Here is a 21,322-nt window from a genome sequence, read left to right as displayed (position 1 = left end):
CACGGCTTAAGCTGGTTAGGGCTTGTTGAGGTATGGAGATTTTATGTTTGGCGCTGTAACTCACCAAAACAATCAACAAGCCCTAATAATCTGCCTAATAACACAGGATATATATGCTCACTAAGCTGCCCCTTTATCTTGTCGATGACGATGACGCCATTTTAGATTCACTTGGCTTTATGCTCAGGCAATTTGGCTACCAAGTACAAACCTTTAATAATGGTCGAGACTTTCTCGAACAGTGCCCTCTATCTGAGGCTGGCTGCGTAATTTTAGATAGCAGAATGCCTGAAATTACGGGCCAAGAAGTACAGCAAAAACTGATAGAAACCCACAGTCCACTAGGCGTGATATTTCTCACAGGTCACGGTGATTTACCTATGGCATTGAGTGCTTTTCGTAAAGGGGCCTGCGACTTTTTTCAAAAACCCGTATCGGGCAAAGCATTAGTACAAGCCATTGAAAAGGCTCAGTGCGAGAGCCTCGCAACCTTTGAAAAGCAGAGCTTACAACATAAGTTTGACCAACTCACCGAACGCGAACAGCAAGTGTTAGCCCATGTAATCCAAGGCATGACTAACAAGCAAATCTCGGAGGCAATGTTTTTATCCCTACGCACGATTGAAGTTCACCGTGCAAAAATCATGAAAAAACTTGAAGTAAACAATATGGCAGAGCTAGTACAGCACTTAGGCAATCTGAATTCTGTCTTATAAACGGTGAACCAATATTAAGTGCGCAATAAATGGCATTCCCATGAGCGTATAAGTTCTAATCAAAAAACCTTCTATTGCACTAATTGATGAGAGTTAAATATTAATTTTACCTAAATTGGCTTAGATCTAATTACCATTTAACAAAACTGGAATAAGAGAGTTTGATTTGTTACCTTTGCCCTAAATCACTGTAAATTTAACGAAATTACCGATGGACAATCTCATAATAAAACCCGGTTATGTCACTCAATTCCAATGTGTTGGACCTGAATGCGAAGACAGCTGCTGTTACGATTGGCGAATATCATTCGATAAAAAGAGCTATAAAAATACGATTAAACATCCATTGTTAGCAACAACAGCAAAAAGCGCATTTATTGAAACCAAAAAAAGTACAAGCGATTGGGCTGACATTAGACTTAATGAGCAAGGTGCATGTCCATTTGTTAACGAACATAAGCTTTGTGACATCCACGCAAAAGCGGGTGAACAGGCCTTAAGTCATACATGTAAAACTTATCCAAGGATCCACAAGGTCATTGGCGGTAATAAATACGAAAGCCTCTATCTATCTTGCCCAGAAGTCACTCGTTTGGTGTTATTTAATCCTAATGCCTTCCAATTTGATTCTAATATAAGTGGCATAAAACAGCCTTCTACACCAAGTCCTATTTGGCTAGAAAAAACCCATGAATACAGTCTCGACTTATTAGTCAATCTGGGGCTTGATTGGGAACAAGTACTGCTAGCCATTGGGCTATTAATCAAGGTCAGTGACCAAGTTCGTCAAAATATCTTACCGATAGAAGAGCTAGATAAGCGCTTACAGCAACTAAAATTATATGCCCAGTCAGGCGCATTGGCAGAGCAATATAAGAACTTACCTTATTCCCCACAGCCGCAGATGCACGCTTTTATTGCAGTCCATAATGAGTTGTGCAAAACCCACTCGAGAGGTGTGAGAGCAAGATTTACGTCGTTAAATCAGGCGGTTGCCGCACTATGTAACGAAGAAAACAACTATCAAATTGATGCGTTGAATCAAGCATGGGCAGAGCATGCAGTACCTGCATTGATTAGCCATACGGATCTTTTTGAACGATATATTTTGTATTCAATTTACCACCACCACTTCCCCTTAATAGACTCACAACAACTATCTTGGGAAGCATTCCGTTTACTCGTACTCGATTGTTTCATGATCCGCAGCTATTTATCTGCAATAGCCTTTAAAAATAAAGGACTATCTGAAAGTGATATTGTTATGTGTTTTCAGCTTTATCAAGTAGTTAGGCAGCATAAAATTGAGTTTACCCAAAGTATGAGCAAAACATTAGAGGAATGCGGAATAGACAGTGTGCCAGCTGCAATTTGCCTTTTAAAAACAAATATCTAAACGCATAAACAGCACCACACAATAGTAAGAAGATAACACTATAGCGAAGCAATAACACAGGTGTGAATCTTCACTTTACAATAGTGATTTACCCTGTCGTGTGGGCCTGTAGTGCATAACAAATTCATCCTGCCTGCGACAAGCTGTCGCAGTTTGTGCATTTGGCTTTGTTAAAAATCGTATCAAAGCGCAGACTCTCGCAATAGGTTCTTTCCTCTGTGCCCTGCTGGCGCTCAAGAAATCCACTGCTTTTGAACCTTCACCCCGAGAGCCTGCCAGTGCCCTCGGGGATTTTTTTTATATGTTTGATTTTCGAGTTCCTTTACCTCAGAAAAACACCCACAATAGAATGGAATAATTCAGCACTAGGCTCACACTGCGGACGGGTTATATATTTACGGCCATTTCAAATGATAAGACCCATGGCAGCCTATGTTCAAATCCTTCATATCCATCATTTTTAGTCTATTTTTATTAACCTCTATTGGCGGCTGTGTTGGGCCATTAAATGCGAAATGCGATGCAAACTCGCCTTACAGCACACAAGAATGCAATGCCGCAGACGCCGCGGTTTATGTTGCAGCCGCCATATTAGAAGGCCCAGATAAAAGTCAAACGTGTAACGATATGTCCGGCAAAGCAAAACAAGACTGCCTCGCTCAGCAACAAGCACTGAAAGAATCATTAGAGAAACACGCACGGAAATCGCATTAAGGAAGAATAAATGAAAGCTTCTGTTTTTATTGCCGCGACCCTCGACGGTTATATCGCGACGCCCGATGGGGATATCGACTTTTTAAATCAGCACCCCAGTACTAATCCCGATGAAGACTTTGGTTATCATGCCTTTATCGACACTATCGATGCGATTGTAATGGGACGAAAAAGCTTTGAAAAAGTCCTCTCCTTCGATTGTGATTGGCCCTATATGAATATCCCAGTGTTTGTATTAAGTCGCAGCGGCATAACAGTACCGTCGGCGTTAAGTGAGCACGTACAAGTGCTTAATGGCAATGCGGCAAATATTAGCAAACAACTCAGAGAGCGTGGCTTCAAACATCTCTATATCGATGGCGGCCAAACAATTCAAGGCTTTTTAGCGGCAGGACTAATTCAGGAACTCACGCTCACTCGCATCCCCACTTTACTGGGTAAAGGTATTCCGCTCTTTAGTGACGTACCCCAAGCCATACAATTAATGCCAATCCACACCCAGCAATATGACAATGGCTACGTACAAACCCGCTATCGTGTTATAGACAACACGGCTTTATAAGCCGTTTACATTCGGCAGATGGCATTGAAGGGTAAAGTTCTGGCTTGCCATCTTACAGCAGTCTCATGTAACAACAATGTTAAACAACTAAATATTATCAATGGCTTACTGATTGCAAATCAAAGTTCCGTTAGAATATTGTCCTCTAACAGATAGGTGAGCAATATGAGTCGTTTGCAGTCCTCGAAGGGCTTTACGTTAATTGAGCTGGTTGTGGTCATTATCATCCTTGGGATCTTGGCCGTCGTCGCAGCACCACGGTTTTTAAACCTAGGCCAAGATGCTCACGATGCCAGAGCCAAAACCGCATTTGCGGCCTTTACCTCTGGTGTTAAGCTTTATCACAGTTGCTGGCTTGCGGGCGGTCACTCTGGTTATATCCAAGATATCGCCTGTTATGGTGATGGAAAAATAGATTCAACCTCCACTGGATTTCCACTCGGTATCAACACGGCAAGTAGCAGTAATGCAGGAACCCAATTACAGGGCGAGTTTTGCGGTGAGCTATGGCACAACCTAATTGGAAACAATGAATTTGTCCTGACTAATCACTTCGACTGGCAGCAAGTGCCCAACACTGACATTGTTTATTGGTACAGTGGCGGCCCAATAACTAATCCAAATACCTTTTGCTATTTCAATTATGTCTCAGATGATCGTCGTTTAGGCAGTGAAAATTGGGAACTCAAATACTATCCCCTTAGTGGCTACACTGAAGTGGGCCGATCCACTCTTTCCCAGTAACCGCCTATTTTCCCCGCGAAAAGAATGCCAAAGATCGCAAACTCCTTTGGCTTTTCTTACTACAACTTGAATTATTGTCATCTATCCCCATATCTACTCCATTATCCACCGCATGATTTGTCATGGCGGGCCAGAGAAGAGGATTCAAAAGTGACCACTATCGTATCAGTACGCCGTAATAATCAAGTTGTCATCGCCGGCGATGGACAAGTCTCCCTAGGCAATACCGTGATGAAAGGTAACGCCAAGAAAGTGCGTCGCTTATATCACAACAAGGTATTAGCCGGTTTTGCTGGCGGCACCGCTGACGCCTTTACCCTATTTGAGCGTTTTGAGGCCAAACTCGAAATGCACCAAGGCCATTTACTGCGCTCGGCCGTCGAACTGGCCAAAGATTGGCGAACCGATCGCATGCTGCGCAAACTCGAAGCTATGCTAGTGGTGGCCGATGCGGAAGCGTCGCTTATCATCACAGGCAACGGCGATGTGGTACAGCCAGAGTATGACTTAGTCGCCATTGGCTCGGGTGGTAATTATGCCCAAGCGGCGGCGCTGGCACTGTTGCAAAACACCGAATTATCGGCACTCGAAATCGCAGAAAAGTCCTTAACTATTGCCGGCGATATTTGCGTGTTTACCAATCAATTCAAAACGATTGAAGAACTCAATTACTAAACAGCCCGTGAGGAATATTATGTCTGAAATGACCCCCCGTGAGATTGTCCACGAGCTGGATGCACACATTATCGGCCAGAAAAAAGCCAAACGCTCCGTTGCCGTAGCCCTGCGTAACCGCTGGCGCCGCATGCAACTAGATGCCGACTTCCGTCAAGAAGTCACCCCCAAAAATATTCTGATGATTGGCCCAACAGGTGTGGGTAAAACCGAAATAGCCCGCCGTTTAGCCAAACTCGCGAATGCGCCTTTTATTAAGGTCGAAGCCACTAAGTTCACCGAAGTGGGTTATGTCGGTAAAGAAGTCGAGCAAATCATCCGTGATTTGACCGATATCGCCATCAAACTGACCCGTGAACAACAAATGGGCAAGTGCCGTCAGCTCGCTGAAGAACATGCCGAAGAACGCATTCTCGACGCCCTGCTGCCTAAGCCGAAAAATGACTGGGAAAGCACAGACACCGACACGGGTTCCAACACCCGCCAAATCTTCCGCAAGAAACTACGCGAAGGTCAATTGGATGATAAGGAAATCGATATCGATGTGGCGCAGCCGCAGATTGGTATTGAAATCATGTCGCCACCGGGCATGGAAGAAATGACAAACCAACTGCAAAGCCTGTTTAAAAACATGGGCCAAGCACCAGCAAAACGTCGCAAGATGAAGATCAAAGAAGCCTTTAAGCTATTGATCGAGGAAGAAGCCGCTAAGTTGGTGAATCAAGAGGATTTAAAAGAGCGAGCCATTGAAATGGTTGAGCAACACGGCATAGTGTTCCTCGATGAAATCGATAAAATCTGTAAGCGCGGCGAAACCTCTGGGCCCGATGTTTCACGCGAAGGTGTGCAACGTGACCTGCTGCCGCTGGTTGAAGGCTGCACTGTGACCACTAAACACGGCATGGTAAAAACAGACCATATTCTATTTATCGCCTCTGGCGCGTTCCAGATGGCAAAACCCTCGGATTTAATCCCTGAGTTACAGGGACGTCTGCCTATTCGTGTTGAGCTAGATGCACTCTCTGCCGATGATTTTAAACGCATTTTGACCGAACCACACGCCTCGCTCACCGAGCAATATGTGGCACTCATGGGGACAGAAGGCGTTAAGGTCGAGTTTACCGAATCGGGCATTGAAAGCATTGCCAAAGCCGCATGGCAAGTCAACGAGCGCACCGAGAATATCGGCGCCCGTCGTCTGCATACTGTGATGGAGAAGCTAATGGAAGATATTTCTTATGAGGCTTCCGACAAGTCTGGCAGCGCCTTTGTGATTGATGCCGATTATGTGAGTGCCCACTTAGATAATCTGGTGCAGGACGAAGACTTAAGCCGCTTTATTCTCTAGTGCGCCCCCGTTCATCGCCAAGCCCAAACAACTTGGCGATGAACGACAACTCAAAAGCAAAAGTGTGACTTAAACGAAAAAGCCTCCTCCCAGAGATAGACAGCTCTGGCTTACCCTTTGTATCCTTGGCGGCAAGCGGTTACATTAATCAGGCGTTATTTTAATGAGTCCTTATCTTATCCCTAGCATTTTCTGGTAACCAACCTATGACCACAGCAAGCCCCAATGTCATTGATCTTAAACTGAAACGTAAATCGCGCATTCTAGAAATCAGTTTCGATAATGGAGAGCAATATCAACTTAGCTGCGAGATGCTCAGAGTCTACTCGCCCTCTGCCGAAGTGCATGGTCACGGCAACCCAAAGCTGGTCACCCATAAGAAAAACGTCAATATCACCAGCATCGAACCGGTTGGCAACTATGCGGTAAAAATCGTCTTCGATGATGGCCACGATACCGGCCTATTCTCGTGGAAAGTACTCTACGATCTCGCCACTCACCAAGTGGAGTTATGGGAAAAATACCTAGCTCGCCTACGCGCTGAAAAAGCCTCGCGCGAACCGCTGATCTCGATGAATATTAAGTACAACTAATCGGTTGCTAATCGGTTAAATAGCCTAGTATTGACCAAGGAGATTGCTCTGTTTTCTCCTTGGGCCATAACACCAAAACCTTACTGACTAGGGCATCTAAGGAAAGATAATGTCGGAAAAAGTCCCCTGCACAGCCTGCCAAACCTTAATCATGCCCAGCACCGCCGAGCGAAACGCGGGCTTATGTATGCCCTGTAAAAATGGTAATCGTGAAAATATCGAGCAGGCAAAAGCCTATTATCAGCAGGAGTGGGAATTAGATAAAACTTGCCCTTTTAGAGCATTGTGGCGAGATATTGTGGTGAGGGTGCACGACGATAAGCAGGGTTTTCACACACTAAGCGAAGCAGCGCAATACTATTACGTAGTCAATTGCCTCTCTGGCGAAGTCTATAACGGCGGCTTCATCCAATATTTCGATAACTCATCGGGCGAGTATTATGAAGTTGCCGAGCGCGGCCTTCAGCAAATAGGCGCTTTGCACTCGTTAGCTCTATTACAACAAGCCAAACAGGCGGTATTTGGCGACCATCCAGTCCCCACCAATAGAGACCAGCGTCTGGCCGCAACTGATAATCCAATAGCCGAAGCACGACTCAATCAACTCGATGATGAGTTTTATAAAGACTTGGATAATCTTGATATCAAGCTAGAGAGCTATGCGCGACAAACTGGGTTGGTTAACGCCATCGAATGATTGCGGGTTTACTTCTATTAATTCAATCATTAAGCGATGTACACCAAGAGCTAAAGGCATTCAACTTAATCTTGGTTGGCTCATTGAATTACACCACTCAAAGTCGTGGGGCTTCACCCCACACCCGACCAAGGAGGACTGCCCGTCCTATCCTCCTTGGATGCTCCAAGACGCCCCTAGCGAAGTTACATGCATTAGTTACTAGCCTTGGTCTTATGGATAAATTGCTATCGCTTCCGAAGGATGCGTCCCTGCACCTGCGAAAGCTAGCCGGTCATCCATGACCGGACTCACGCAATTTATTCCAACGCCCCACGGCAACTTCGCAGGGGAAGGTGAACTTCTGTAATTTAAGTGTTGAACGTCATGTCGAAAGGGATGTATAAGTCTGACTCTAAATCAAATTATTTCATCTTGATTCTTTAATAGTTTTAGTTCACTTTGTTCCAAAAGTTTATTTCTAAGATGATCACCAACATCATGAACTTTATCATTAATTTCAATAGTTGGCTGGTCACCTAATAACAAGTCTAACTTTCTTGCTATCTTTTTAGTTGCGGAATTAATTTCATCATTAATTTCATCAGTATTATAACCATTCTTTTTAAGCTGTTCTGATATTTTCAAAAGATCATTGACTACATTAACAGAATTAGGTAATTGGTTTATTTTACCTGTTACTGTAAAGTTTTCCTGATAGTAAGATGATGCAGTATTAAGGATTGTAGTCAAAACTGTTGCTGTCAAAGCGTGACCAGCTACCTTAACCCACAAACTACCATTTTCAATATGCTCAATTATTAGAGGGTTATCTATTATCGAAATATCAAACAAATGACATATTTCGATATATATAGCCTCTATAGCTTCCAACTTAATACCAAAAGCCTTCAGGGTTGTAACATTAGACAAATAAAGCTCTAACTTAAATAAATCATTATCAGCTTGAGTAGATTCTGACATTGAAAGCAATAAGTTAATTGAAAGAAGTAAATTCTCTATACTATTCGCTAGAATATTGGCTGAAAATGATAACCTATGAAAAAATTCAGCACTAAAATTAACTCTGTAACCTTCATATATCTCTTGAAATTCCTCTAAGTTTTTCAGAAACTTTTCCATTATTGATAAAACAGCATCATTACTATCAAAACTAGTAATAAAACTTCTTATCCTTGATTCAACTTGATAACAATCAATAATCAACTTACGGTAAGTAACATCCTGTTTCTCTTTACTTATACATTGATTAGCTCTACTCAGTATTTCGGCACGTTTAGATTGAGACGCTTGGGTTTCACCAAACGTCTGATAATTAATTGATGTAAAAGTATTCGCAAAATACCCTAAGTTTTGACATGTTTCCAAAATATTATCAATTCCTGAGCTTAATAACTCTTCCTTCAGAATCTTAATTGACTTATTAAAATATTTTTTATTCACAAATATTCCCTTCCATTTATAAACTACCGACAAGAGTGAAACAGGACATCCACAACTATTTAATGCTTTAAGGAACAATAATCAGGCCACCCAAGATAAAACAAGAACATAATGCACTTTCGGTTAGCATTCAAGTGACTAAAAGTCACTTAAATACTAAAAAGCGAGCGAGGTATGGCTTCAAAGGATGATGACTGACTCAATTAACCTATTTGGCTGAAAAACTGAGATTTTTAGTAAAAAAAGCCCAACCCATTATCTTGTTGGCTGTCTTGAAAGGAACGGTCAATGAAACAGGCTTGAAATCAGCCAGCGTTGAGGGGAAAAACCGGACATCCACAACTATTTAATGCTTTAAGTGACCAATAGACAACTCAATAATCAAAGGAATACACCTCCCCTCGGAGTTGCCGCAGGGCATTTGCGTTCGTTGCGTGAGCGAGGCATGGTCGTTCTCGTGCATCCATGCACTTCACGACATTCAAGCATCCTGCCTATCAGATGCCGAGATAACGTCAGTCGAATCAGGGACGAGCGTCTGACGCGATAGCATAAGAACGCTTAATGCCCAAGGGGCTTTCAACTCCGTTAGGGGCGTCTTGGCTGATGTGAAAACAATAGGCAAGGAGGATAGAACGAGCAGTCCTCCTTGGTCGACTCTTTATTAAAAAATCAGGGGGTGAAGCCCCACGACTCTGATTTATATTGGAAAGAAATTAAAACGAAGGTTACGAATAAATTTTCTCTGTCGAAATAACGGCAAACGCCCCAGTACAGTGATCCTCACATCAACACAATTCGTAAGATTAAAAGATAAGGCTAAACGCAAGAGTCATCCAAGAGTCCACTCAATGCAATTCCATACAGTCAGGCTAATTTTAGGCGATCAACTCAATACCCAGCATTCTTGGTTTAACCGCGTTGATGATCAAGTTCTGTATGTGATCGCAGAATTACATCAAGAAAACACCTATGTGACGCACCATGTGCAAAAGATCTGTGCCTTTTTCAGTGCTATGACACAATTCGCCAGCAAGCTTTGCGCGGACGGGCATCAGGTGCGTTACCTCACCCTCGACGATACCCAAAACTTTGCCGATCTGAATGCCTTACTCCAACACTATATCGCCGAAACGGGTGCAATTAAGTTTGAATATCAACGGCCTGATGAATATCGACTGTTAGCCCAGTTAAGCCAACTTAAGTTTGCCAATATAACGGTGAACTGCGTCGATACTGAGCACTTTTTATTACCCTTTGCCGAGATTGATAAGGAGTTCCCCCAAGGGCAGCACAGAATGATGGAGCATTTTTATCGGCGAATGCGCAAAAGATTCAATATCTTAATGACGGATGGCAAGCCTGTTGGTGGACAATGGAATTTTGATGCGAGCAATAGGCAAAAGCTTAAATCCCAAGATCTGAAATCATTACCAACACCCTTGATGTTTGGCCACAATGTAGAAGATATTCTCGAGCGCCTTAAACGCCATGGCATTAACACCATGGGAAAGGCGGATATGCATTTACTCTGGCCGATAAACCGCGCGCAAAGCCTCGAGTTGCTTAGGTATTTTTGCGAGTATTGCCTGCCCGCCTTTGGCCGCTTTCAAGATGCGATGACCCAGCAGCATCCGGCGCAGTGGAGCCTGTACCATAGTCGGCTGTCCTTTAGCTTAAACGCCAAACTTATCAACCCATTAGAAGTGATTAATGCGGCGATTGAGTATTATCAGGCCAACCCGCATATCGAGATAGCCCAAGTCGAAGGTTTTGTTCGGCAAATCCTCGGCTGGCGAGAATACGTTCGCGGAATTTATTGGGCGAATATGCCGCAGTACGCCAGCATTAATGCCCTCGAGGCCACGCGCAAGCTGCCCGACTACTTTTGGAATGGCAAGACTCAAATGAATTGCCTGCGCCATGCGTTATCTCAATCATTGGATTTTGCCTATGCCCATCATATTCAGCGCCTAATGGTGATCGGCAATTTTTGTTTATTAACCGAAATCGAGCCAAATCAGGTAGATGAGTGGTATTTAGGCGTGTATGTGGATGCGATTGAATGGGTCGAGATGCCCAATACTCGCGGCATGGCACTATTTGCAGATGGCGGCATTGTCGGCACAAAACCCTATGCTGCAAGCGGCAGTTATATCAATAAAATGAGCGACTATTGCAGCGGTTGTCATTACAAAATAAAAGAACGTAGCGGCGCACTCGCTTGCCCATTCAATAGCTTTTATTGGCGCTTTATGAATAAACATCGCGCACGATTGTCGCAAAACCCAAGGATTGGCATGCTGTACCAGACTTGGGACAAGATGGAAGAATCCGTCAGAAACACCATATTAGCCACTGCCGAGCACAATCTTGCCAATCTAAACCGTTTATAGCGGCACATTTTATAATGGCACATTGACCATGGAGAATTTTGTTATGGAAATACTTATCATTGGCGGAAGTGGTGGCATTGGTAAAGCCATGGTTAAACAAATCCAAGAAACATATCCAGACGCGGCTGTGCATGCCACCTACAGGCATCATCCTCCCCAAGATGTGCAGGAGAAGATCCAATGGCATGCGTTAGATGTAACCAATGAAGCCGAGATTAAACAGCTAAGTGAACAACTCGCTAAATTAGATTGGGTCATTAACTGTGTTGGCATCTTACACACTCAAGATAACGGGCCTGAAAAAAGTTTACAGTCCCTCGATACGGATTTTTTCCAGCATAATCTAAAGTTAAATACGCTTCCCAGCGTCATGCTGGCAAAATACTTTGAGCCTGTGTTAAAACGCAGTGTGTCTGCAAGGTTTGCCGTGGTGTCGGCCAAAGTCGGCAGTATTACTGATAACAGATTGGGTGGCTGGTATAGCTATCGCACCTCAAAAGCGGCACTGAATATGTTTCTTAAAACACTGTCGATTGAATGGCAAAGGACAATGAAACACTGTGTGGTGCTATCACTTCATCCCGGCACTACAGATACGTCATTATCCAGACCTTTTCAGCAGAGTGTGCCCAAAGATAAATTGTTTACACCGCAATACGTTGCCCAGTGTTTAGTGAGCATTATTGCCAATGCCACTCCAGCTCAAACGGGAAGATTTTTAGCCTACGATGGTGCAGAGCTTCCTTGGTAGAGCAATAAGGCAACGCTTAGCACTGACACAGGTTAACTCTGACAGCGATTAACCTTGGCAAAAGTAGGCATAGTTTATTCGGCTGCCTTGCCCCCATACCGCCGTCCAACAATTCACATCGCTCATATAACCAAAGTAGATAGCCTGCAACGTATCGCATTCATCTTGAAAGGGCGCCTTATTGTCGTTAATAAATTGCGCCGAGGCCGCCAAAATATCACTGCATACCTCATCATCGGCGACTAACCAGATAAAGTCATCACGCCAATAGTCCCGTGCAACAGCCTCTTCGGGAGAATATAAATCCAGTTTTTGTTGTAGAACTTGCCGCTGCTCGGGCGTGACGAAGCAAGAGATCGCCAGTTTATCCAATACCCCAGCGCCACCCGCCCAAAAGGATAAATCAAAGTCTAACTGCTGCGGTTCTGGCGCAAATCCCAATAGATTTTCAATCACTTGTAAACTTTTGGCTAAATTGGTATCGGGCCTGCGATAACGCACCTCAATACCATCATACTCACGCATCCTACGACTCCTTCCTTGAGATCATTCTCGTTTACTTTAGCGGCCCGGTTTCACTCACGGGTTTCTTTAATAACTTACGCTGCAAAGTACGGCGATGCATACCAAGCTGGCGGGCGGTAGCCGACACATTGCCCTGATTCGCATTGAGCACTTGCTGAATATGTTCCCACTCCAGCCGTTTAGGATTAAGCGGCGAGTCATCAATTTCATCCTCTTGCAATAAATGTGACTGCGTATCTATATCCAGCGCAACAAGCAGTGTTTGGGTATCGACAGGTTTAGCCAAATAGTTATCGGCGCCGAGGCGAATCGCTTCCACCGCCGTTGCGATACTGGCATAGCCTGTGAGCAAGACCATCATCACCTTCGGCAGTAAATTACGCAGCGGCACAATTAAACTTAACCCATTGGCTTCAGCAAGCTTCATATCCAACAGAATATGGCTGGGTCGAAACTCCCGCGCCACCAGCAGTACATCGCTAGCATCATGGGTTAGACGACAATTAAAGCCATGGCGCGTAAGACGACGTTCCAAAATACTCGCAAGGGCGTGGTCATCCTCAACAATCAACAATTTTTTCATGGCGTTATCTTATCAACCAAGGCGGTCTTATCAACCAAGGCGGTCTTATCTAATGTTTTCGGGTCAACTAAAACCGTAAAACAAATTTGGGCAACGGTTCCGCCCTGCGGGTGGTTAGCCAGAACTAACTGTGCGCCTAGCCTTTCTAAGCTGGCATGACTAAGTAACAGTGCAACCCCTAATCCTTTAGGGCTTTCAACCAGCAGAGTACCGAGTTGAGGCAATAATGATGGTGCAATTCCGGCGCCGTAGTCGCGGATCCGCACATAAAGCAGCTCTTCATTTGGCTCGCTATCCACACTAATATCCACCTGCGCCACACCTAGCGTTTCAACACTGGCGCGGGCAGCATTTTCAATCAAAGCCATGATTGCAGGTGCAAGGCTCATATCAGTCAAAATGTGTAGCCCTGTCAACTGCGAAGGGGGACAGGCAATCTGCCAATTAATCTCTGTATGTGGCATAAGTAATGAGGTTTTTTGTTTAAGTCCATCAATAAGCTCATTTAAAGCTAACGGATGCTGACGACGGTCACGAATCGATTCTGTGGCTAGCCGCAATTCGGTAAGGGTATGTTCACAGCGACCGAGGGCAATTTCCATCTCGCCCACACTGGCAGATACAACACGACCTTCTTCCTTAACTTCGTCTAACAATAATCTTAAGGTTGAGAGTGGCGTAGCCAATTGATGTGCCATTTGAGCTGACGCCGTCCCTAGCGCAAGTAATTGCTCCTGACGCAATTGTCCCTCACGCATAAAGGCCAATTGCGCATCTTGACGACGCATACGTTTAGTGATCAGCGCGACACTGGTCGTCATCACTAATGCTGAAATCACAAAGTTAAACCACATTCCCAAATAGTGGGAACTCATATCCATACCGTGGTGCTGCATTTGCGATTCTGGCACGGTAAAAATCATCAAGCTATAGGCAAGGGTCGATATCGCCGTCAGGCTCCAAGGTGCCCAAATTGGTAATGTGACAGCGGCCAAGGCGATAGGCAATAACAACAGCGAGATAAAGGCATTGGTGGCACCACCGGAAAAATATAACCACGAAATCCAAAATAGTGTATCTACCCCCAGCGCAATAAATAATCCACTTTCTTTTGCAAACAATGGCTTGCGTAATACGAGTGTGAGTGACAAATATAGTGTCTCCAACACGAGTACATGCACTAAAGGTTCCATTTGCAAGCTAAGGCCAAAGGTGTCGGCTGCAAAGGTGGTTAAACCCATTTGTAATAACAAACCTAATGTTCGTAGCAATGCAACTTGGTCGGCTGCAGGTAAACTTGTGCCCAAAATCTTCGTCATTGCAACACCTATATGCAGTCGCTAAGTGAATTCACTTTAATTTAAAAAGCCTTTAATATTCAATGCATTTATTAACTACTGCTCGACCTTTAAGTCTATCTTGACGAGTGGGTTTTAAAACTCAAACCCATTGCACTGAGCATCGTGGTGAATACCGCTCACAGGATCCACAAACCGCAAACGTTGGGCCATTAACTTTAACGGTGTAGCAAAATTATCTGGACCTTTGGGTTGTAATTTTGGATAAAATCTGTCGTTTAACAATGGCATACCTAGACTTAGCATATGCACCCTTAGTTGATGCGTTTTTCCCGTAATCGGGCTTAAATGGAATAATCCTAAGTCGTCTTTTATCGCCACCAAACTGATTTCAGAATGGCTATTCGCTTCACCTTCAACCAGTTGCATCGTGAAACTCGGATCACCTGGCTGCATACGATTTTTTACCGTCCAATGCAGTGGCAAAGTTAAATGGCCTTTTTGGTATTGCTCAATAATTCCAGGTGTGAGTTTTGCAATGGCCTGATAATCCTTACATATGGCATTATCGACAAAAAGTTGATGATAAAGATGACGTGTTTCAGGCTGAATTGTCATCAAAATCACTCCTGCGGTTTCACGGTCTAATCTATGGGCCGGAGCAATGGTCTCGATGCCCGTTCGCAGCCTCAATCGATGTACTAAACACTCATTCACATAATTACCACTAGGCGTTACAGGCAAAAAATGCGGTTTATAGGCCAAGATAAGGTTATCGTCTTGAAATAGAATCTGTTCTTCAAAGGGGACTTTTGTCTCAACAGGCACTTCGCGATAGTAATATACCCTCGCCATTGGACGGTAAAGTGTATCTAGCGCGATCAAACTGCCATCCTGCCAATGCACTTTGCCATCGAGAATACGCTCACGCCAAACCTCTTCACCGATACGCGCAAAGTGTGTCGAAAGAAACGCAAATACTGTCGGCGTATCGGTAATATTCCGAGGCAGTACTACATAGGAAGGTTGAGCGGCGCGGGCAGTTAAGGTCATATCGAAAAAAAGCGGCTATTGATAAGCCGCTATTCTAACGTTTATAGGCTTTTTCAGTCTACATGCGACTTGATCAGTTGTAATACAAAATCCAGTGTCTTATGGCAATCGGGTTGATTGACCAACACTAATTTATCTTTGTTATACATAGGTAAAACCTCAAGCCAACGCTGGCTGACCCAAGCCGCATCTTCTAAATGCACTTGGGCATAAAGCTCCAAGAGCGCGGGGTTAACCTCATAGAATTGCTCTAGAGCGGCGCTAATTAATTCAAACTCACCTTTGATTGGCTCATGCCGCCAATTACGACAAGGTAAGGTACGCGACATCCAGACTTTATCTTTAGCCTGCGCAGCTGAGAGTATATTTACCCTTTGTCGCCCTTCGAGCACAATGCTAAGAGAATCATCCTCTAACTGATTAAAATCAATAATATTGCACTGAGTCGCAGTGGGATAACAGGGCGGATTTCCACGTGGATTTGCCGCAGCAAAGGCTAAATCATATTTCCCTTTAAGCACATCTGCCACCATTCGCAAATAACCGGGCTCCACCACTCTAACTTCAATCCTTCCCTGTGGCAGTAACAAGGCATCGCGTATGATTAACGCCATTTCTCGTGTTTGCATAGCAACCTCCCGCCCTGAAATAAAAGGAAATGATCAGTAACTCACCTACATTCCCTATTAACTTAGAGTGTAGCAGTAGAAATAATTTCCTTCCTAAGCAAGTAAAAAAGCATCCACCCGATTTGTGTAACCAGAAACACCTCCACTTTTAAAAAGTGTCTTAATGATGACTCCCGACAACATATTCATTTATATCGATTTAGAACAGTCCGCTCTGAGTTAGTACATATCCGTCTAAATGTAACAATTGTTATGGTGTTAACCTTCGTTCGGTCTAATTGTTGTTTTATATATACATTATTGAGAGGTTGTATGCGTCTAGCCGTTATCGCATTAGCAGTATCATCTACATTGACTATGTCTGCCGCACAAGCAGATTCACAACACGCTGCCGTAGAAAAAATTGAAGTTATCGGCTCACGTATTGCCTTGCGCACGGCAACCGACAGTGTTGCCCCTGTCGATATCATCACAGCCGAACAACTCGAATCAACAGGTATGACGGAAACCGCGAAAGCGCTGCAATTTGCGGCGCCAAGCTATAGCTTTCCATTCTCCTCGGTGACTGACGGTTCAGATGCGGTTCGCCCCGCCAGCTTACGTGGCCTGTCGCCAGACCACACCTTAGTGCTCGTAAATGGCAAGCGTCGCCATGGTTCTGCCCTAGTACATTTAAGTGGCACCATGGGAAAAGGCTCGTCTAACGTCGATTTAAACGCGATTCCAATGACAGCGATAAAACGCATTGAAATTCTCCGAGATGGAGCCTCAGCGCAATACGGCTCGGATGCAATTGCGGGCGTGATTAACGTGGTACTCAAGGACAGCGATCAAGGAGGTAGCATCTCGGCGCAAGCCGGACAAACCTACCAAGGTGACGGTGAGCAATGGCGTGTAGGTGTTAACCATGGTATCAGTTTAAGCAATGATGGCTTTGTGAATGTCGCCCTAGAAGCGCATCACAAAGACAGCACAAACCGCGCAGGACTCGATCCACGGCAGCAATACCCTAAACTAGCAGATGGTTCTGACGATCCGCGCGAAGCGACATTTAACCGTAAGAGCCACCAGGTTGGTGATGCCGAATATGATAATGTCGGTTTATTTATCAATGCGGCTCAGCCTATCTCTACTGATGGAAAACTGTATGCCTTTGGCGGCATCAGTCAACGTGAGACTAAATCAGGGGCCTTTTACCGTTTAGCTCTCGATGCCCGTAACTTACCCGAAGTGTATCCCGACGGTTTTTTACCGCAAATTAACCCCAAAATTATCGATTCTTCTCTTACCCTAGGCTATGAATTCAATCTAAGTGATTGGGATATTGATACCTCTGTGGGATATGGTAAAAACTCATTCAACTATAATATCGTCAATACGTTAAATGCTTCATTAGGTCCTGAAAGTCCTACTGAATTCGATGCTGGAACATTGGCTACCCGTGAAACCAATATCAATTTAGATATTTCTCGCTATTTTGCCTTTGTGAACGATTCTGAAATTCTGTTTGCGACGGGGATTTCATGGCGTCAAAACGGTTATGAAATTGAAGCCGGAGAAGAAGGCTCCTATATCAATGGTGGCTACAATGGTAAAGCACCCGGTAGCCAAGGTTTCACCGGTTTTACCCCTGAGTCCGAGGTCAATGAAACACGCGATAATACAGGCATTTATGCCGAACTTGAAAACCAGCTAACCAACGAGTTTTATTGGGCTGCGGCGCTGCGCTACGAAAACTATTCTGACTTTGGTGGCAATACAAGCTGGAAGTTAGCGGGTCGTTATGATTTTACCGACAACTTAGCCCTGCGTGGCACTATCAATACAGGCTTTAGAGCGCCAAGCGTACAACAACTGTACTTCAGCAACATATCAACCCTATTTAATCCCGATCCTGTGACAGGCCAGCTAGTTCCAGTTGAATCAGGCACCTTCAACACCTTATCACCAGTGACAAAGGCGCTTGGAATTAACGAACTAGAACCTGAAATATCGCAATCATTTAGTCTCGGTCTTGTTTATACCAATGACTCTGGCCTCGCGGTAACACTCGACACTTACCAAATCGAGATTGATGATCGCATCATCTTATCTGGCTCCCTAAGAGCGACTGATAGCCCTGCGGTTGCAGCGGCACTTGCGGGCACCAATGCCGATTCAGCACGATTTTTCGTCAATGCCGTCGATAGCCGCACTCGCGGGGTCGATCTCGTTGTTAGCCAAGATATTGATATTGGCACTTGGGGCGATTTACGGGCGAATTTAGCCTATGCCTATAATAAAACCGAGATCCAAGACATCAATCTGCCGTCTATTTTAGGCGGATTAGAAAAGAAACTCTTTGATGGTATAGAAAGAACCCGCATGACGTCTGCTACGCCGCATAACACGGGCAGTATTGGGCTAACCCATGAGTTAGGGGACTTTAAAACCAATGTTCGCTTAAACTACTTTGGTGACTATAGTGAAGGTTATTCAACGGGCGATGTAAACTATAGCGATCAATGGGTAATGGATCTGTCGGTAAGATACGCCGCCACTGATGCGCTAAGCTTTACCGCTGGGGTGCAAAACTTGTTTGATGTGTATCCAGAAAAACGACCAGATAACAATAACTTCAATGGTATCTTCGTCTACCCATTAACCAATACCCCCTTTGGCTTTAATGGTGGCTACTACTTCTTAGAAGCCAAATACACTTACTAATGAGTTCATCGTTTCATAACAACAGGCCATTCCATGGCCTGTTGTTTTATCTTTAAACTTGATGTCTAAACCAAAGGGATCTGATTATAATCAGCCATAATTTATCCATTTCCCTTCTGCCATATCGAGTAACAGATGATCGTTGATACTTTAGCTAACCGTCATATTTATCAAACCCTAAATCCCCGTATTGCGAGTGCGCTGGAGCATTTAGCAACGACTGACTTTAGTCAGCTACCTGTGGGAAATTACCCTCTCGATGGAGATGATATTTTTGTGATAGTTAACGACTACCACACAAAACATCAATCAACTGAATCCTTTGAAGTGCACCAAAAATATATCGACGTGCAATATGTTTTCAGCGGAGAAGAAGAGTTTGGTTACTTGCCTTTAGTCGATCAGACTCCCTCAAAACCCTATTTTGAAAAACATGATTATGCGGGATTTGATTACGAGTCAAATAAAGAAAATGCCTCTTATATCAAACTCAAAGCGGGCATGTTTGCGCTATTTTTCCCTGGCGACATACATATGCCCGGTACAGGGCATCCTGCGACCGCAGTACGCAAGGTCGTGATAAAAGTCAAAGTGTAAGCCTATTGCCCAAATTCAAGTTCAATATCTTTTAGCGTAATAGCAGCTTAAAGCCAGAGTGATATGCGCTTTGGCTATTTCCGATTAAGGCCAAATATTGCTAAAATTGTCACAAATTTAAAGGAGAGTCCCTGAAATGCCCATTTACGTTGTCGGTCACAAAATTCCCGATTCTGATTCAATCTGCGGTGCTATCGCCTTAGCTTATTTAAAAAACCAAATCGGTGAAGAAGCCGTTGCCGCACGTTTAGGTGAGTTATCGCCAGAAACGGCTTTTATTTTAGAGCGTTTCGGCTTTGAAGCGCCAGAATACAAAACCAGCTATGCAGGCGAGCAGGTCTATATTGTTGACCACTCTGAACTGACTCAAGCACCAGACGATATCGCTAAGGCGACAATTGTCGGTATCGTTGATCATCACAAATTAGGCGATCTGACAACAGATACCCCATTAGAATGTTGGATCCGCCCAGTCGGTTGCAGCAACACAGTAATCAAGATGATGTACGACTTTTACCAAGTCGCCATTCCTAAAAACATTGCTGGCATTATGATGTGCGCCATTTTGAGCGACACTGTGATTTTCAAATCACCCACTTGCACCACAGCGGACATTCGCTGCGTTGAAGCCTTAGCTGAAATTGCGGGCATTGAAGATTTTAAAGCACTGGGCATGGAAATGTTCAAAGTAAAATCTGCCGTTGAAGGCACGCCTGCACGCGATCTCGTTATGCGCGACTTTAAAGACTTCAACATGAATGGTCACTTAGTCGGTATCGGCCAGCTAGAAGTCATCGATCTGTCTGTATTTGATACAATCAAAGCTGAACTGGAAGCCGATATCAAAGCACTGAAAGTTGAAGGCAACCGTCACAGCGTATTGTTACTGCTGACCGATATTATGAAAGAAGGCTCTGAGTTGTTAGTGGTTTCTGACGATGCCGATCTGGTTAACCGCGCTTATGGTAAAACCCCAGTTGATGGCAAAGTATGGTTAGACGGCGTATTGAGCCGTAAGAAGCAAGTTGTGCCGCAACTACAAGCTGCATTCGCTTAATCGCGATGCGCGATACAAAAGGCCGAACTGAGTTCGGCCTTTTGTATTTCAACCAATCAGATATTTACTGCTAAACCCCTTGTGCATAATCAGATATAGCAAGCATGAAACTTTGCTCATAAACCTATTCAGTCTTAGCGCTTCACTTGTATGATGCTACATATTCCAAGTTAATATTAAACCTTTTCCCTATGCCTGATGCATTACAACATATCATGAGTGAACTCACGCCATGGCTACAAGAATATGGTTATGTCTTACTGTTTATCGCTATCGCGGTCGAAGGATTTGGCATTCCTGCTCCGGGGCAATCCCTATTAATCGTCGCCAGTTTATTAGCCGCTACAGGTCAAATGTCATTATCTGCTGTTTTGATGGTGGCCGCTTGTGGCGCACTTTGCGGGAATAGCTTTGGGTATTATATCGGTTGGCGCTTCGGGGAGGTGTTACTGAACAAAGGCTGGATAAAACCACAATTAGAAGACAAGATCCACAGCGTTATCGGTCAATATGGTATAGCAGCATTAATCCTGAGTCGTTTTATCGAAGGCTTAAAACAATTCATGTTTATCGGCTGCGGACTGGCAAAAATGCCGCTGAAACAGTTTGTAGTAGGTAACTGTCTTGCCACCAGTATTTGGGTAAGTATATTTGGTCTTGGCCCCGCCATTATCCGTGATGAGATAACACCAATATTGGCATTCTACCACCAGCATAAATATCCAACATGGGCAGGTGTCAGCTTGATACTTGCCGTACTTATCCTGCTTACTTGGCGAAAGTGGCAGACCAAAAATCCACAATAACCTGTTTATGATAAATGTTTACCTGAACACTAG

21 protein-coding genes are annotated in these 21,322 nt (G+C 44.2%); 15 read left to right on the top strand and 6 right to left on the bottom strand.

Annotated features, from left to right (window positions below):
• Nucleotides 1-113: 113 nt before the first annotated feature.
• The 9 genes from JEZ96_RS02040 to JEZ96_RS02000 all read left to right on the top strand — a co-directional run bounded on the left by JEZ96_RS02040 (nt 114) and on the right by JEZ96_RS02000 (nt 7,445).
• Entirely contained in the window at nt 114-716 is a 603-nt protein-coding gene (locus JEZ96_RS02040) for a response regulator transcription factor (protein WP_011918560.1), read from the top strand.
• 211 nt (nt 717-927) lie between these two features.
• On the top strand, nt 928-2,112 hold the full coding sequence (gene fliB, locus JEZ96_RS02035) for a flagellin lysine-N-methylase (protein ID WP_025008524.1): 1,185 nt from the start codon (nt 928-930) through the stop codon (nt 2,110-2,112).
• A 432-nt stretch (nt 2,113-2,544) separates the two neighbouring features.
• Nucleotides 2,545-2,826: a hypothetical protein gene (locus tag JEZ96_RS02030; RefSeq protein ID WP_025008525.1), complete on the top strand. Its 282-nt coding sequence runs from the start codon at nt 2,545-2,547 to the stop codon at nt 2,824-2,826.
• Nucleotides 2,827-2,836: 10 nt separating this feature from the next.
• On the top strand, nt 2,837-3,388 hold the full coding sequence (locus JEZ96_RS02025) for a dihydrofolate reductase family protein (protein ID WP_011918558.1): 552 nt from the start codon (nt 2,837-2,839) through the stop codon (nt 3,386-3,388).
• Between the two features lie 165 nt (nt 3,389-3,553).
• Complete coding sequence (locus JEZ96_RS02020) at nt 3,554-4,132, top strand: type II secretion system protein (protein WP_025008526.1); 579 nt, start codon at nt 3,554-3,556, stop codon at nt 4,130-4,132.
• A gap of 150 nt (nt 4,133-4,282) precedes the next feature.
• The gene (gene hslV, locus JEZ96_RS02015; protein ID WP_011918556.1) at nt 4,283-4,807 is read left to right on the top strand and encodes an ATP-dependent protease subunit HslV; all 525 of its coding nucleotides are present in this window, start codon (nt 4,283-4,285) and stop codon (nt 4,805-4,807) included.
• Between the two features lie 19 nt (nt 4,808-4,826).
• Nucleotides 4,827-6,155 (top strand): HslU--HslV peptidase ATPase subunit, encoded by a 1,329-nt coding sequence (gene hslU, locus JEZ96_RS02010; RefSeq protein ID WP_061782868.1) that lies wholly within the window; start codon nt 4,827-4,829, stop codon nt 6,153-6,155.
• 206 nt (nt 6,156-6,361) lie between these two features.
• A complete protein-coding gene (locus JEZ96_RS02005; RefSeq protein WP_011790884.1) occupies nt 6,362-6,748 on the top strand; it encodes a gamma-butyrobetaine hydroxylase-like domain-containing protein in 387 nt (128 codons plus the stop codon).
• 109 nt (nt 6,749-6,857) lie between these two features.
• Nucleotides 6,858-7,445, top strand: coding sequence for a DMP19 family protein (locus JEZ96_RS02000; RefSeq protein WP_014609735.1), 588 nt, complete (start codon nt 6,858-6,860; stop codon nt 7,443-7,445).
• Between the two features lie 399 nt (nt 7,446-7,844).
• On the opposite strand, the gene JEZ96_RS01995 is transcribed toward JEZ96_RS02000, so the two are convergent.
• Complete coding sequence (locus JEZ96_RS01995) at nt 7,845-8,888, bottom strand: hypothetical protein (protein WP_061782867.1); 1,044 nt, start codon at nt 8,886-8,888, stop codon at nt 7,845-7,847.
• An 851-nt stretch (nt 8,889-9,739) separates the two neighbouring features.
• On the opposite strand from JEZ96_RS01995, the gene JEZ96_RS01990 reads away from it, so the two are divergent.
• A complete protein-coding gene (locus tag JEZ96_RS01990) occupies nt 9,740-11,284 on the top strand; it encodes a cryptochrome/photolyase family protein (RefSeq protein WP_025008529.1) in 1,545 nt (514 codons plus the stop codon).
• 43 nt (nt 11,285-11,327) lie between these two features.
• A complete protein-coding gene (locus JEZ96_RS01985) occupies nt 11,328-12,035 on the top strand; it encodes an SDR family oxidoreductase (protein WP_011790887.1) in 708 nt (235 codons plus the stop codon).
• Nucleotides 12,036-12,083: 48 nt separating this feature from the next.
• On the opposite strand, the gene JEZ96_RS01980 is transcribed toward JEZ96_RS01985, so the two are convergent.
• From JEZ96_RS01980 to JEZ96_RS01960, 5 genes are all read right to left on the bottom strand, one after another.
• Nucleotides 12,084-12,560, bottom strand: coding sequence for a hypothetical protein (locus JEZ96_RS01980; RefSeq protein ID WP_011790888.1), 477 nt, complete (start codon nt 12,558-12,560; stop codon nt 12,084-12,086).
• 31 nt (nt 12,561-12,591) lie between these two features.
• A complete protein-coding gene (locus tag JEZ96_RS01975) occupies nt 12,592-13,143 on the bottom strand; it encodes a response regulator transcription factor (RefSeq protein ID WP_011790889.1) in 552 nt (183 codons plus the stop codon).
• Nucleotides 13,140-14,462, bottom strand: a complete 1,323-nt coding sequence (locus tag JEZ96_RS01970) for a sensor histidine kinase (protein WP_025008530.1) — start codon at nt 14,460-14,462, stop codon at nt 13,140-13,142. The genes JEZ96_RS01975 and JEZ96_RS01970 overlap by 4 nt, the downstream gene beginning before the upstream one ends.
• 114 nt (nt 14,463-14,576) lie before the next feature.
• The gene (locus JEZ96_RS01965) at nt 14,577-15,494 is read right to left on the bottom strand and encodes a pseudouridine synthase (RefSeq protein ID WP_061782864.1); all 918 of its coding nucleotides are present in this window, start codon (nt 15,492-15,494) and stop codon (nt 14,577-14,579) included.
• Nucleotides 15,495-15,547: 53 nt separating this feature from the next.
• Nucleotides 15,548-16,123 carry an LON peptidase substrate-binding domain-containing protein gene (locus tag JEZ96_RS01960; RefSeq protein WP_011790892.1) on the bottom strand — a complete coding sequence of 192 codons (576 nt, stop codon included), beginning with the start codon at nt 16,121-16,123 and terminating at the stop codon, nt 15,548-15,550.
• A 312-nt stretch (nt 16,124-16,435) separates the two neighbouring features.
• Here JEZ96_RS01960 and JEZ96_RS01955 point away from each other — a divergent pair, with 312 nt between their 5' ends.
• From JEZ96_RS01955 to JEZ96_RS01940, 4 genes are all read left to right on the top strand, one after another.
• Nucleotides 16,436-18,829, top strand: coding sequence for a TonB-dependent receptor plug domain-containing protein (locus tag JEZ96_RS01955; RefSeq protein WP_188960068.1), 2,394 nt, complete (start codon nt 16,436-16,438; stop codon nt 18,827-18,829).
• A gap of 135 nt (nt 18,830-18,964) precedes the next feature.
• A complete protein-coding gene (locus tag JEZ96_RS01950) occupies nt 18,965-19,426 on the top strand; it encodes a YhcH/YjgK/YiaL family protein (RefSeq protein ID WP_014609729.1) in 462 nt (153 codons plus the stop codon).
• Between the two features lie 136 nt (nt 19,427-19,562).
• Nucleotides 19,563-20,483, top strand: a complete 921-nt coding sequence (locus JEZ96_RS01945; protein WP_025008532.1) for a manganese-dependent inorganic pyrophosphatase — start codon at nt 19,563-19,565, stop codon at nt 20,481-20,483.
• A gap of 191 nt (nt 20,484-20,674) precedes the next feature.
• Nucleotides 20,675-21,289: a DedA family protein gene (locus JEZ96_RS01940; RefSeq protein ID WP_011918544.1), complete on the top strand. Its 615-nt coding sequence runs from the start codon at nt 20,675-20,677 to the stop codon at nt 21,287-21,289.
• Nucleotides 21,290-21,322: the final 33 nt, after the last annotated feature.

Source organism: Shewanella putrefaciens (assembly GCF_016406325.1).
Taxonomy (GTDB): Bacteria; Pseudomonadota; Gammaproteobacteria; order Enterobacterales; family Shewanellaceae; genus Shewanella; species Shewanella putrefaciens.
The sequence above is the reverse complement of the archived record's forward strand: the minus strand, read 5'-3'. Positions and strand labels throughout refer to the sequence as shown.